The sequence below is a fragment of the Pedobacter sp. genome, from assembly GCF_965227205.1.
Taxonomy (GTDB): domain Bacteria; phylum Bacteroidota; class Bacteroidia; order Sphingobacteriales; family Sphingobacteriaceae; genus Pedobacter.
This window is the reverse complement of the sequence record NZ_OZ245727.1, coordinates 2299932-2315414: the sequence shown is the minus strand read 5'-3', so window position 1 is coordinate 2315414 and position 15483 is coordinate 2299932. Positions and strand designations below refer to the sequence as shown.

Below are 15483 nucleotides of genomic sequence, written 5' to 3'. Positions count from 1 at the left end.
AAGTTTTTGTATAATGTATTAACTAACCATTATCTCCCTTGTTACTGCTTTTATTCTGTCATCGAAACCGATTTGTGTTTTTGCTTAATTCAAAAAACATTATCTGTCTATTCTATTTTTTTGTTTTTACCTTATCATTTAGTGCCAAAATAAAGGCTCAAACTCCGCTTTCCGTTGATGATAATACACCACATCAGATTTTTACCTATAATCATGTTGATGTACTCGAAGATAAATCTGGTAAGCTTACTATTGCACAAATACTTAGCAATGAATATCAAACGCAGTTCCGTCCAAATGCAAATAGAATTCCTAAAAACGACAACCTTGCATCTGCATATTGGTATAAGTTTAAAATCAATCATAACACCTCATCTTCAAATCGATGGATGCTCGAATTTTTCGATCAATCAATTGCAGATTTAACCCTTTTTACGCCAAATGAGGTGAAAAGTTATCAGGCGCATGTATCTGGTACAGGTTATACTTTTGGTAAACGGGTGTATCAACATAAAAATTTCACCTTCGATTTACCTAATAAAACAAATACTCAGCTAACATACTATGTAAGGATTAAATCGCCACATTCGGTAAGTGCTATCATTGTGCTTAGAGATTTGCACTGGTTTGTGGGTTATGCCCTTGGGGAATATTTCATTTTCGGTCTTTTTTATGGGATGATTATCGTATTCTGTTTGTATAATTTATTGATGTATTTTGCCATCAAAGGCAAACAGTATCTTTTTTATGTGCTTTATAATCTTAGCATTGGCCTTTATGAAATGTGTAATGATGGAGTTGCCTTTCAGTACCTTTGGCCAAATTATCCGCTGCTAAACATTTATGGCTTTGGTGTAGCGTTGTTTTTAAGCAGCATTTTTGGGATGCTTTTCACGGTAAATTTTCTATTTCTAAAAGCTAAATCTCCAGGTTACTACAAAGTAATTATTGCTTTAATTATTCTTCGAAGTTTGTTTTTTATCGCTTGCCTATATTATACTCCACTATTTAATTTCAAAATAATCGAATTTATACCCTTATTAGTTGTGTTTTTGGCAGGTTTGGATGTATATAGAAAAGGCTATAAACCAGCGCTTTTTTTAATTATAGGTTATGGCTTTCTCGTTGCAGGCTTCATCATAAAGATTTTACTGCTCTTAAAATGGCTGCCTTATGGTCCATTGGTTTACTACAGCCTTAGTATTTGCTTCATCATAGAAATGGTTATTGTTTCTTTTGCAATTGGAAGTAGTATCAGAACGCTACGTAAAAAGAAAAGCAGGGCACAAAAAAGGGTTATTGAGCAGTTAAGGCTGAATGAAAAACTTAATCAAACACTCAATGCAGAATTATCCATCTTGGTAGAGCAGCGTACAGAAGAAATTCAGACTAAAGCGCAAATTATTGAACAACAGAACCTGGAGATTTCTTTAATGAATTCTATGCTGAAAAAGGATAATAACGAACTCAGCCTAAATATTACTCGTGCTACAAAAGCCAGGCTCAGTTCAAAAATGGTCGAGTTTGAAGAGTTTAGTAGAATTTATCCTGATAAGGAACATTGTTATAAATACATTGCTGAATTGAAGTGGTCTAATGGTTATTCTTGTAATAGATGTAATAATGTACATTTTTTAACCGGCCAAACAATTTACAGCAGAAGATGCACTAAATGTGGCTATGATGAATCTGTTACTGCAAATACCTTATTCCAAAACAGTAGAATTCCAATTAATAAAGCATTGTACATGCTGTTTTTGGTTTGCAGCTCTAAAGGCACTATTTCCTCTTACAAACTTTCTCAATTGCTTTCGATAAGGCAAAGCACCTGTTGGACTTACAACTCCAAAATGCAAAAGTTATTCAACTTAAAAAAAGATGAAATTAAAAAAGCAGGTGAGGAAGGATGGAGCAAATTGGTACTTACCGAGCCTATTTGATAAAAATTCCAGATTTTCTTTAAAGAAATTAAATGTTTTTAAAGCGTATTAGTGATTATATCGCAATATGCTTTAATTGTATTTTAAGCACATATTCTTTTGTTTTTAATTGTTGTTGAAGCGTATTGATTTTTTTTATAACTATTTGTTTTACAGGTAGTTATGAAATATTTTTCTTGATATTTGTTTTTAAATAGAATAGGTTTGTGATTATAAATTTCTAAACCAAATAATATGAGAAAACAAATTACGCTACTTTTTAGCCTGGTTTGTTTTATGTTTTCGCTGGCGTATGCGCAGCAGGTAAACATAAAAGGAACAATCAGGGACAAATCAGGAGCCGCCATACCAGGTGTTTCCGTAAAAGTTAAAAATGCAACTTCAGGAGTATCTTCAGGAGGCGAAGGGGAATTTACCATTTCGGCTTCCCAGCAAGCCACGCTGATATTTTCTGCAGTTGGCTATGCAAGTCAGGAAATTCAGGTTAACAGACGTACGACTTTAAATGTAACCTTAGCCGAAGAATCTCAGGACTTAACGGATGTTGTTGTAATCGGTTACGGAACAACAACCAAAAGAGATGCAACGGGTGCCATATCAAGCGTAAAAGCAACTCAACTAGAAAATGAAAATCCACAGAGTTTATCTGATGTATTAAGAGGAAATGTACCTGGTTTATCTGTCGGGCTAAGTTCTAGCGCCAAAGGTGGCGGAGATTTTCTGGTTCGGGGGAAATCAACACTTTCTGCAGGTAGTTCGCCACTTATTGTATTGGATGGTGTTATCTATAACGGACAGTTGGCAGATATCAACCCAAATGATATCGAATCTGTAGATGTATTGAAGGATGCCAGTTCATTGGCTGTATATGGTGCTAAAGCTGCTACAGGAGTTATTGCTGTTACCACCAAAAAAGGTCGTGGCGATATGCCAACGATTACCATCAATACCAATGCGGGTTTCGCTGAACTTGCTAAAAATATGCGTCCTTATCAGGGTGAAGATTTTTTAGCCTGGAGAGGAGATGTAATGAGGAGTGGTGCAGTAACGCCAGAATATTTATATAACGACCCAAGAAATCTTCCGACAGGCGTTACCATAACGCAATGGTTAAACGGACAAACCGGAGACCCAGTAGATTTATGGTTAAACAGACTTGGATTGGTTGCCAATGAAAAAGCAAATTACCTGGCTGGAAAAACCGAAAACTGGTATGATGATATTTTTAGAAGAGGTTTTCGCCAGGATCATACTTTAAGCCTGAGCGGTCGTAAACAAGAGGTAAATTATTACATGTCTCTTAACTATCAGAAGAATCAAAACCTAATAGAAGGCGGAGAATATACTTCTATCCGTGGAAGGGTGAACTTGGAAGCTGAAGCGGCAAAATTCTTAACGCTAGGATTAAATCTTCAGTTTGCAGATCGCGATGAAGCACGCACCGGAGACGGAAGTTTAGAGGCAGATTGGAACCAGTTAACAAATCTATCTCCTTATGGCGACAGGTATCTTCCAAACGGAGAATTACGTAGAATTCCTACTGATGATAGTGGATTAAACGCCAGGAATCCTTTCTTAAGTATGACTTACAATGAGCGGATGAACAAGCAGAATACAATTTTTGCAAGTCTTTATGGTAAAGTGAAATTGCCTTTTGGAATTACTTATCAGCTCAATTTTAGTCCGGGGCTGGATTTCTATAGAACTTTCGATTACAGATCATCAAGAAATCCTGATGTGGTAACACCAGGTGGTTCGGCTAGTCGTCCTAACGAAACCCGTTATAATTGGCAAATAGATAACCTTATCAAATGGAATAAAACATTTGCTGGTATTCATAATGTTGATGTTACGTTACTTGCAAATGCAGAAAAATACCAAACCTGGTGGACGCAAGCCGCCAACGAAGGTTTTGTTCCTGGTGATGTGTTGAGTTATCATAATCTTGCAAGCGGTATTAAGCCAACTACTAATAGTGAAGATAAAGTTTATACAGGCGATGCGCTAATGGCCAGAGTAAATTATAGCCTTTTACAGCGCTATATCTTAACACTTTCTGTTAGGAGAGATGGTTATTCTGTATTCGGTTTTAATTTCAAAAGAGCAACATTTCCTGCGGCGGCTTTTGCCTGGGTATTTACCGATGAATCTTTTATGAAAAACCAGAAATGGCTAAACTATGGTAAACTTCGCCTTTCTTACGGTATAAATGGTAACCGCGATTTACGTAATCCTGATAACGGTACAGTTGATCCGTATGCAGCACTTGCGCAACTTGCAAGCGGCAAATACCAAACGGTAACGCCAGGCGGTGTGGCATCAGATGTTAATACGGTGCAAATCAGTAGTAAAATGGCAAATGCAAATTTAAAATGGGAAGAAACTACTGCAATAAACTTCGGTTTAGATTTTTCACTCTTTAACGATAGAATAACCGGATCGATTGATGGTTTTAGTAAAAAAACAAGCGATTTATTGGTAAGACAGACATTACCAAATGTTAGTGGTTATTCTACTGTTTATTCTAACCTTGCACGTATCAACAATAAAGGGGGCGAGTTTAATTTAACTACTAAAAACCTAACGGAAGGAAACATTAAATGGACCACGAATTTTAACATCTCTTTTAATAGAAATAAAATTATTGCATTGGCGCTTCCAACTGATGATCCGGGTAACGGATGGTTTATCGGGAAAGACATCGATATCATCTGGGATTATAACCTTCAGGGTGTATGGCAGGCAAATGAAATGGCAGAGGCTGCAAAATTTACCAGAGCAGCTATTAAACCCGGCGATTTTAAGTTAGAGGATGTAAACGGAGATTATAACTATTCAGATGCTGACAAGAAATTTCTGGGTTACCGCACACCGCGATATTTTCTGGCAATGAGGAATGAGTTTAACATTTTTAAAAACTTCGATTTTTCTTTTCAATTGCTTTCAAACTGGGGGCAGTTAAAACAATACAATCAGGCTAAAAACCAACCGGGCAGTGTAGGTTTTGCAAGGGCATCATCTTATGTTTTGCCTTATTGGACACCAAACAATCCAATTAATGATTATGCAAGGCTTAATTCTGGTTCGAGTGGTACTAGCTACAACGTGTATTGGGATAACTCTTTTATCCGTCTGAATACTGTTGCACTTTCTTATTCAGTTCCTCAAAATTTGTTGGGCAAACTCAGGGTTAAAACAGCCAAAATTTATGCAAATGTAACCAACGCTGGCTACTATGCTCCGCAATGGACTTTCTGGGACCCTCAGAACAATGGGCCAACACCAAGATTATACACTTTAGGCCTTAATGTTACATTATAAGCGTTACGAAAATGAAAAAATTAAACCAAAATATATTTGTATTTCTAGGATTTATTGGATTAATCACAGCGGCAAGCTGTAAAAAGACTTATTTAGATTCTCAACAACTTTCGGCTTATGCACCTGAAAATCTAAACAGTTTGGTTGCAATGAAAGCTGCTTTAAACGGATTAGGATTGGCTACCAGAAGAGAGTTCTTCGGAGATTCAGCACCAATGCTAACCGAATCAATCTTTTCTGATGTTGCCGTAGAAGGCACTACAGATAAAAACACACCTGCACAGGATTTAATTTCCAGAATTACACCTGATGCCAATCTGAACAGTGATGATTTTAATAAAATCGGCTGGTATTGGGATAATGAGTTTGTAGCCGTTAGGCAAGCCAATACCATCATTTCTAATATTGATAAGCCAACTTATTCATCCGAAGCAGAAAAAAATCTGATTCTCGGGTCAGCGCTTTTTTATCGTGCTTACAACTATTACAGGTTGGTTCACCAGTTTGGAGATGTGCCGCTTTTGTTGAAGGATTTGGATTCGCCAAGGGCTGATTTTTATTCAACCAAAAGAGAGGTAATATTAGCAAAACTTAAAACCGATTTAGAGTTTGCCCAAAATTGGGTAACCGATGGTGGTAATAAAGGAGATGTAACCAAAGGCGCTGTGAGCCACTTATTAACCAAAGTTAATCTGGCATTGGGCAATTTTGATGATGCAATAACCTCAGCAAATAATGTAATTAACGGAGGGCGATATGGAATAATGACCAGCCGTTTTGGAAGTACCGCATCAGATGCTACAAAAAACGTTGTGTGGGATTTGCATCGCATGGATAACAAATCTTTAGCAGCTAACAGAGAAGCATTATTTCTGGTTATCGATAGAGAAAATTTTGTTGGATTTACTGCGCTTGGTTCTCAGTTAATGAGAAATACCGTACCTGCATGGCACTTCGCTAACGTTAAAACACCATCCGGAGCAACTGCTATTGTTGATGCTGTTACTGCTGAAATTCCATTAACAAGAATGTATGGAAGAGGTATTGGCCGTTACAGAGGTACACCTTATTCAACAAGGTACATCTGGACAGATAATACCGATTACCGCCATGCAAAAGGTATGTGGATGGATATGACTGATTTGGTTTATAATAATCCGGCGCTTAAAACCTCTACAAATGCTGCAGACAGAGCACTTTATGGGCAACCATTACAACAGTATTCATCTTCAAATCTTTCTCAGAGATTTACTAACGGTGCGCTCGATACCATCAGACACTGGTTTGGCTGGCCGCATTACAAGGTGTTTATCAATTCTACCAATGCTTTGGCAAACGATCCTTATTGGACTCCGCCACGCGGTACAAATACAGATTGGTATGTATTTCGCCTGGCCGAAACGTATTTGCTACGTGCCGAAGCATATTATTGGAAAGGAGATTTAGGACTTGCTATGGCAGATTTGAACGTGGTAAGGGCAAGAGCAAATGCAACCTTACTAACAAATGCCAGTCAGGTTAATATTGGTACAATACTAGATGAAAGAGCAAGGGAACTTTACTGGGAAGAACCACGTAAAACGGAGTTAACCAGAATTGCCTACATTTTTGCTCAAACCGGAAAAGTGGCATACAATGGTAAAAACTATAATGTGGCAAGTTTCTCTGATAATAATTTTATGTACGATAGAATTATTGAGAAAAATGACTTTTACAAAAATCAGGTGCCAACATTGCAAGGTGTAAATTACAAAATTGCTCCATTCCACGTATTATGGCCTATTCCTGCAAGTGCGCAAAGATTCAATACCGAAGGAAGGATAAATCAAAATAAAGGTTACGCAGGTTTTGAACAAAATGTTCCGGCGCTTGATAAATTACCTTAAATAAAATTGAAGATAAATGGTAAGGCCCGTTCCTCAGGCAGCCATTGTTTAGTTGTAGAAGCAATCCCGTAAAAAAGGATTGCTCCTTTTAGCTTTTTGTAAATTGTAACTGAATTTATTTAAAGATAAAGTCGACTTAATACTTGGCCAGTTAAAGAGTAAAAGGTTTTCAGAAACTGATGTTAAAACCTGTTGGAAATTGGCTGATTACTTTTAAAATCGATAAGGAAAAGCTATCTTTCTATAAATCGAAACTAAAATGGATAGCCGAGCTTTTACAATTTAATTAATGATTGGAACAGCTTCAGATAATATTAAATAATTATATGATTCTGTTATTTGAAAATTAAAACCAGATATACCTCCGATGTATTGAATTCAAATATTAGGAACTATTTTATGAAGAAAAATATTTTTACCGGCATTCTTGTTTTGCTTAGCTTATTTTCGACTGGCTTCTCGCTAACTAATAATCAACGAGAAACCATTGAAGTAAAGCAAGTTGTTCAAGATGTTTTAAGAAATCAGATCCTGGCAGATGCAGCCTGGGCAATGAAACAAAAACCCATTACGGTTACTGCTCATCATTCTCCAAGAAGTGCAGGTGGCGTCCACGATTTCTTTTCAGAAGCGGATTATTTTTGGCCTGATCCACAAAATCCGGACGGTCCATACATCAACAGAGATGGCATGACTAACCCTAATAATTTTGTCGAACACCGCAAAGCGATGATTCGTTTTAGTAAAATCATTGGTGCACTTTCATCAGCCTATATTTTAACAGGCAAGGATAGCTATGTAAAGCATGCAATTTCACACTTAAAAGCATGGTTTGTAAACTCAAAAACCTTGATGAACCCAAATTTACTTTTTGCCCAGGCTGTTAAAGGTCGTTTTACAGGTCGCAATTATGGGATTATAGATACGATACATTTAATGGAAGTTGCGCAAGGAGCATTGGTTATGGAAACTTCGAGTGCTTTTGATAAGGAAACACTAACTGGTGTAAAAAAGTGGTTTGCAGATTATACTTTATGGTTAAATATTTCAAAACCAGGTATACAGGAGAAAAAGGTTAAGAATAATCATGCAACCTGTTGGGCTATGCAAGTGGCATCTTTTGCAAAATTATGTAGAGATGAAAATATGCTCGATTCTATAAGGACTAACTTTAAGAACAATTTGCTGCCAAATCAAATGGCTGTTGATGGTAGCTTTCCACTAGAAATGGCACGCACTAAACCTTACGGATACGCTATTTTTAATTTGGATGCTATGACTACGCTTTGCCACATTTTATCAACTGAAAAAGATAATCTTTGGAAGTTTGAAACAGCCGATGGAAAATCAATAAAGAAAGGCATAGAATTTTTATATCCTTTCATCGCCGATAAAAGCAAATGGACTTTAAAACCTGATGTAATGTACTGGAATGACTGGCCGGTTGCACAACCCTTTCTTGTTTTTGGAGCGAACGCATTTGGTGTAGAAAACTGGATAGAAACCTGGAAAAAATTAGAACACAAACCTCAGGTAGAGGAGGTTATTAGAAATCTGCCTATACGAAATCCCTTAATATGGTTATAATTATGAAACAAAAAATTCAACTTTTATTAATGATAATGCTGTGTGTTAGTATTGCTCAGGCACAGAAAACTAATGTAAAAAAGGCATTTGCTTCCGCTGAGATACAAACGGAAGTGCTTATTAAAAATGTAGATTCTGCAAGAAAAATTAAACCCAACCTGGTGTCGCCGAGAACTGTAGAAAACGGACAGTTTAAAATGGTGAACTCGAGAGATTGGACAAGTGGTTTTTTTGCTGCCGAACTGTGGTATTTATATCAATATACGAAAGATGAAAAATGGCTAAACCTCGCTAAAAAATATACTGAAGATATTAAAAAAGAACAGTTTAATAAGGGTACACATGATTTGGGTTTTATGATTTACTGTCCATTTGGAAATGGCTATAAGTTAACTAATGATACTGCATATCGTGGAGTAATTATTCAAGCCGCAAAATCACTTTCAACTCGGTTTAATCAAACATCTGGCGTAATAAAATCCTGGGATCACAATGGCGATAAGTGGAAATTTCCTGTAATAATTGATAACATGATGAACCTTGAATTACTTTTTGAGGCCACAAAATTTACTGGTGATTCTTCCTTTTATAAAATCGCCATCAGCCATGCAGATAATACAATAAAAAACCATTTCCGTAATGATTTTAGTTCTTATCACGTAATAGATTACGATACCACACAATATGGAAAGGTTCGTCAAAAGGTTACTGCACAGGGTTATGCAAATGAATCTGCATGGGCTCGCGGGCAAGCCTGGGCTTTATACGGCTACACAATGTGTTTCCGTGAAACTAAAAAGCAAAGTTATCTAAATCAGGCTGATGGTATTGCGACTTTTATTTTAGATTCGAAAATAACTCCAAAGGATGGTGTTCCTTATTGGGATTACAACGACCCATTAATTCCTAATACTTCTAGAGATGCTTCTGCAGCTGCTATTACAGCTTCGGCACTTTATGAATTGGCTGGATATAGTGCTAATGGTAAGAAATATCGTGCTGCGGCAGATAAAATTTTATCCTCTCTGAGTTCTGCTTATGTTAATAAAATTGGAGAAAACTATGGTTTTTTATTAAAACACAGTACAGGTCATCGCCCTGCAAAATCAGAAATTGATGTACCAATAAATTATGCCGATTATTATTATTTAGAAGCGCTTCTTAGGAGTAAAAATAATATGTAAGACTCGGAAAGCGGTAAGACAGGCGACAAGCAATACATCGATTGGATTTATGATTACAAATTATATCTATAAGCACTTCAAAAACTAGAAGTGCTTATTTTTTAATCAATGATTCAATAAACAATCTGCATTTTAATCCGTTAGTAAAAAAACATTAAAGTGCTATGAACACCTGTATCCTTACGGCTAGATTAGACGAAGTAAGCCAAAACTTCTTTAATGAGATGAGGGATCAACATTTTCCGAAAGAAATAAACTTGCTTAAGGCTCATTTAACGCTTTTTCATCAACTTCCAGATACCTTTGCTAATCAACAAATTCTTCAATCGGTAAAGGAAAATACCATATCAGGAACTGTAACTTCATTAAAAAATATTGGTAATGGTGTAGCCTATTTCTTCGATATCCCAGCACTTAATAAATTACACATTTACCTTCAAAAAGCATTTAATAGCCAGCTCATTTTGCAGGATAAACAAAGTATTCGTCCGCATGTTACGATACAAAATAAGGTTACACCAGAAGAAGCAAGAAAATTATTAGAGCATCTAACTAAATCTTTTAAATCCTTTCAAGTAAGCATTGAAGGTCTTGACTTATGGCATTATCTAAATGGACCATGGCAGCATTATCAATATTTTCCTTTTAGACAATAAGTCGTACCACACTTTTCAGCGAAGATAAGTGATTCAAAGAAATATTTTTTCTGATGATTTGTCGAAATGAAAATTATTAATTTTAGTTTTAATCAATTTAATATTTGATAATTATTGATTTTTTTAAAATATTATTCTGAATTATACAGATTGATCGCAGGCCTTAAATATTGGAAATTGGAATAACGGGATTAATTGTTTTTATTTGTACTACTAAATCTATAGATTTAATATATAATTAATCATGAATCCCTATTTTCTATCAAAAAGTAACAGCTTAAAAGCAATTGATTTTCTTAAATCATACAGTTCTATCACAGCAAAAACCTCTAGCTGCATGATGCGAATGTGTGATAGCATCGGCTAAACTATCCTTAAAAAACGATCTCAATCGTAACACTTTATGTTTTAAATTTTCTTTAAAAGCCTGTTAGGCTTAATGGAATCTCTTTGCCAAAAATCCTTAAACTTTAAACAATGAAAAATTTCTACAAAACAGGATTATACCTGCTTTTATGCCTCTATTGGACTGTATCGACCAATGCACAGGTAACGCCAAGTATACAGTCTAGATTGAATGGTACTGTACTGGATGCCACAACCAGCCAGCCATTGCCCGGAGCAGTGGTTAAAATTAAAGGGACTACGCATACTGTTTCTACAGATAGTGATGGCAAGTTCAGTTTTGTTACCGGACAAAAATTTCCTTACACATTAATTGTAAGCTTTATCGGGTATGAACAAAAAACCGTTACGGTAGATGGTAGTCCGACCACCATCAGGCTTCAGGAATCTCAAAATCAGCTTAACGATGTTGTGGTAACTGGTTACAGTACCCAGGAACGAAAATATATTGCAGGTTCTATTTCAAGCATCAGCGGTTCTGTAGTTCAAAACCAGCCTTCTGGTGGCTTTAATCAACTACTTCAAGGAAAAACTACTGGTGTGCAGGTTACTTCCAATTCAGGAGTTCCTGGCGGTGGTATTACTTTTAGGGTTAGAGGAAATAACTCTATCAATGCATCGGTAGATCCGTTATATATTATTGATGGAGTATTTGTGAGCAATGCTGATCCAATTTCAGCAGGACTTGGCAATCAACAGGCTTCCAATCCTATAGCTGATTTAAACCCATCTGATATTGAAGATATTCAGATTTTAAAAGATGCTAACGCTACGGCAATTTACGGTTCATTAGGTGCAAATGGTGTAATTATCGTAACCACTAAAAGAGGTAAGCGAAATACAAAAGCAAACATTAATCTAAGTACTTTCCAAGGATGGTCAACAGCGGTGAATAAGTTCGAAGTTGCTTCTGGTCCTGAAGTAGCGCTTTTAACGAATGAAACTAGAATAAATACCGCTATTGATAACGGACTTAATCCTGCTACAGTGGTTTTACCGTTTCCTAATCCACAAAGCCAACCAACATTCGATCGTATTGGCGGCCTTTTTCGTACGGCAAAAACCTCAAATTACGAAGTTTCAACCCAAGGTGGTACCGATAAAAGTACATATTACATCGGCCTTGGATATTTAGGGCAGGAATCAATTGTTAAGCCATCAGATTACAAACGTTATTCGGCAAGATTGAACTATGATAACTACCTGACTGATAAACTTAAAGTTGGTACAAGTATTAATTTTACCCGCTCTCAACGTAACTTAAGCGGAAGCGACAATAACCCAACGGGTGTAATTAACTCAGCGCTTTTTCCGAGATCGTATTTGCCGATTTATAATGCAGATGGAACCTATGCACGCTATGGCAGTTTTGACAATCACATCGCTTTGATTGAAAATTTAGATAGTAAAGCAGTAGGCTGGAGAACTATTGGTAATATTTTTGGAGAGTATACTTTCCTTCCGGGATTAAAATTGAGGAGTAGCTGGAGTATTGATAACAGCAGTGAATATGATAACAGTTATTCAAGTACGCTAATCAGCGCAGGTATTGCGGCCAATGGTTCAGCTTCATCAATAGAAAATAAAAACCTGGTTTTAACCAATGAGCAGGTGTTGAGTTTTGTGAAATCTTTCGGCGCTGAGAAAAAACATAACATTAATGCACTTGTAGGTAATACCATAAATACGGTGCTAAATGAGAGTACAACCGCTAGCGGAACAGGCTTTGCAGCAAACAGTCTTCGCTCTGTATCAGTTGCTGCCACACGTTCGGGTTCTGCATCTAGAAACGAATCAAAGCTTCTTTCTTTTTTCAGTAAGGCGAGTTATACTTATGATGGAAAATATACGATTGATGCTAGTATAAGGGCAGATGCTTCATCTAAATTTGGTACAAATAATCGTTGGGGATATTTTCCTTCGGGAGGTGTAGCCTGGAGATTAAGTCAGGAAGAATTTATTAAAAATCTAAATTTCTTTGATGAATTAAAAATTAGGGCAAGTTTAGGTCTTTCAGGAAATCAAAATGGAATTGGCGCTTATGCCGCTCAAGGTCTGTGGTCTTCGGGAGCAAATTATTTAGAACAACCCGGTACAGCACCAACGCAACTTGCAAATCCTGATTTAACTTGGGAAACAACCCGTCAGTTTAATATCGGAACAGAGTTTGGAATTTTTAAAAACCGTTTAAGCATTGTAGCAGACTATTACAATAAATATACTTATGATTTGCTGCTGAACGTTCCTGTTCCATACCGTTCTGGATTTGCCTCGTATTTGCAGAATTTTGGAGCCGTAAGAAACAAAGGATTTGAACTTGGAATAAATTCTGTAAACATCGAAAGTGATGCTTTCCAATGGACCACAAATTTTAACATCTCATTCAACAACAATAAAATTGAAAAACTGGCATCCGATATTAGTCTTGGTGCTTCTGGAAGAAATATTTCAATTCTTCGTCAGGGTTATTCTACTAACTCTTTCCAACTTTATAAGCAGCTTCAGGTAGATCCACAAACGGGTAATGCCGTTTACGAAGATGTAAATGGTGATGGCATAATCACTTCTGCCGACCGCCAGATTGTTGGTAATGCTTTACCAAAATATACCGGCGGATTAACCAATAATTTCACTTTTAAGGGTTTTGATTTTAGCTTTTTCTTTTATTTCCAGCAGGGGAATAAAATCATGAACATGAACGATTTCTTTATGGTTCATGGCGGAACCCAGGCTAATATCGGGTTTTTGCCTCGTCAACTCGATAGATGGCAAAAGCCGGGCGACATTACCGACATTCCGAGATTAACCACTTACAGCGCCAATCCAACTCAAAATGGCGGTGCAGCAAATAACTATGGTGGAAATGTTGCCAGTCTTTCTTCAAGATATCTAGAGGATGGCTCATTTATCAGATTAAAAACCCTTACGCTAGGTTACACGTTTCCAAAAGACATTTTGACAAAAATTGGAGTTAGCAAGTTCAGAATTTATGCGCAGGGAACCAATCTGCTAACCTTTACTAATTATGGAGGTTTAGATCCGGAGGTTAGTTCTCAATCTAATAATCAGAATACAGTTGGTTACGATTGGGCAACTGTACCACAACCAAGGACTTTCCAGATTGGCGCAAGTGTAACTTTTTAATCCTTAAGCTTAAGAAAAATGAAAACAACATATTTTAGAAATGCAATTTTACTGGTGGTCGTTTTACTATCATCCTCTTGTGAGAAATATTTGGAAGAAGTACCAAATAACGCCTTGCCAACTGAAAGTTCAATAACTGATGCAAGTACAGCAAGAGCTGCAATTATCGGAACATACGACCGCTTGCAAGGTTATTATGCATCGAGTTATCCAACATTAGGAACCATAACAACAGACAACGTTATTTTCAACGGAACTTTGAGTGAATATCTGCAACTCGACCAAAATGCAATACCTACAGATAATGTGATAACCGTATCTGCTTATCAGGGAATTTATCGTGCCGTAAACTCTGCAAATAGTGTTATTGCTTATGTACCAACCGTTAGCGACCCAACATTAACAGCTGTTGAAAAAAATAAAATACTTGGAGAAGCCTACTTCATTAGGGCATTAGCTTATTTCGATTTAGCTAGAGGATGGGGTGGTGTTCAGCTTCAGCTTAAACCTACAACTGATTTGAGTGTGCTAAAAGGAATTAAAAGAAGTACACTAGACCAAACTTACGACCAGGTACTTGCCGATTTAATACAAGCAGAGCAATTACTTCCGGAAGATGCAACAACAAGAAACAGGGCACAAAAAAGCGCTGCTCGTGCACTTCGAGCCAGGTTACATCTTTACAGAAAACAATGGGCAGATGCAGAAATTTATGCAAGTCAGGTTATTGCCAATACTAAATATAGTCTGGTTAAACCTTACAAATCTTTTTTTACCGCTCCATTTCAAACTGCAGAATCTGTGCTAGAGCTGGCTTATTCTGTAAATGATAGAAACAGTTACTGGAATTTATGGTACCCGAGTTCTTCAGGTGGGCAGTTTACACTGAAACCTTCTGATGGTCTTGTATCAAAATTGAATAATCCGGCAGTAGGAGGTACCAGAAATACTTTGATAGCCGGAAGTGGAACTACAGTTTATGGTGTACTTTATAACACAACTGCAACCAGTACAGATCCATCTTACCTTATCAGGATTGCCGAACTTTATTTGATAAGAGCAGAAGCCAGAGCACAGCTGAATAAGTTAACCGAGGCTGCAGCTGATTTAAATGCAGTGAGAACAAGGGCTGATGTTGGCGTAACCACAGCAACTACCCAAGCTGGTTTAATACAAGCTATTGAAGATGAAAATGGTATCGAATTCGCTTTCGAAGCACATCGATGGTTCGATTTAGTGAGAACGGAAAGAGCAGGAACTGTTTTAGGGATTACCAACAGAAATTTCTGGTTATTCCCGATTCCATTTTCAGATGTTCAATCAGATCCGGATGTTACTCAAAACCCAGGTTATTAATCTT

At 36.9% G+C, this 15483-nt stretch carries 8 protein-coding genes; all 8 read left to right on the top strand.

The window, feature by feature from the left end:
• The first annotated feature begins 74 nt into the window (after positions 1–74).
• The 8 genes from ACO05K_RS09680 to ACO05K_RS09645 all read left to right on the top strand — a co-directional run bounded on the left by ACO05K_RS09680 (position 75) and on the right by ACO05K_RS09645 (position 15479).
• Positions 75–1940, top strand: a complete 1866-nt coding sequence (locus ACO05K_RS09680; protein ID WP_421944238.1) for a 7TM diverse intracellular signaling domain-containing protein — start codon at positions 75–77, stop codon at positions 1938–1940.
• A gap of 234 nt (positions 1941–2174) precedes the next feature.
• Positions 2175–5261, top strand: a complete 3087-nt coding sequence (locus ACO05K_RS09675; RefSeq protein ID WP_421944237.1) for a SusC/RagA family TonB-linked outer membrane protein — start codon at positions 2175–2177, stop codon at positions 5259–5261.
• An 11-nt stretch (positions 5262–5272) separates the two neighbouring features.
• The gene (locus tag ACO05K_RS09670) at positions 5273–7147 is read left to right on the top strand and encodes a RagB/SusD family nutrient uptake outer membrane protein (protein WP_421944236.1); all 1875 of its coding nucleotides are present in this window, start codon (positions 5273–5275) and stop codon (positions 7145–7147) included.
• A gap of 399 nt (positions 7148–7546) precedes the next feature.
• The gene (locus tag ACO05K_RS09665; protein WP_421944235.1) at positions 7547–8734 is read left to right on the top strand and encodes an alginate lyase family protein; all 1188 of its coding nucleotides are present in this window, start codon (positions 7547–7549) and stop codon (positions 8732–8734) included.
• Between the two features lie 2 nt (positions 8735–8736).
• On the top strand, positions 8737–9918 hold the full coding sequence (locus ACO05K_RS09660; protein WP_421944234.1) for a glycoside hydrolase family 88 protein: 1182 nt from the start codon (positions 8737–8739) through the stop codon (positions 9916–9918).
• A 164-nt stretch (positions 9919–10082) separates the two neighbouring features.
• Positions 10083–10574, top strand: a complete 492-nt coding sequence (locus ACO05K_RS09655; protein ID WP_421944233.1) for a 2'-5' RNA ligase family protein — start codon at positions 10083–10085, stop codon at positions 10572–10574.
• Positions 10575–11051: 477 nt separating this feature from the next.
• Positions 11052–14123, top strand: coding sequence for a SusC/RagA family TonB-linked outer membrane protein (locus ACO05K_RS09650; RefSeq protein WP_421944232.1), 3072 nt, complete (start codon positions 11052–11054; stop codon positions 14121–14123).
• 18 nt (positions 14124–14141) lie between these two features.
• Complete coding sequence (locus ACO05K_RS09645; RefSeq protein ID WP_421944231.1) at positions 14142–15479, top strand: RagB/SusD family nutrient uptake outer membrane protein; 1338 nt, start codon at positions 14142–14144, stop codon at positions 15477–15479.
• The last annotated feature ends 4 nt before the right edge of the window (positions 15480–15483 follow it).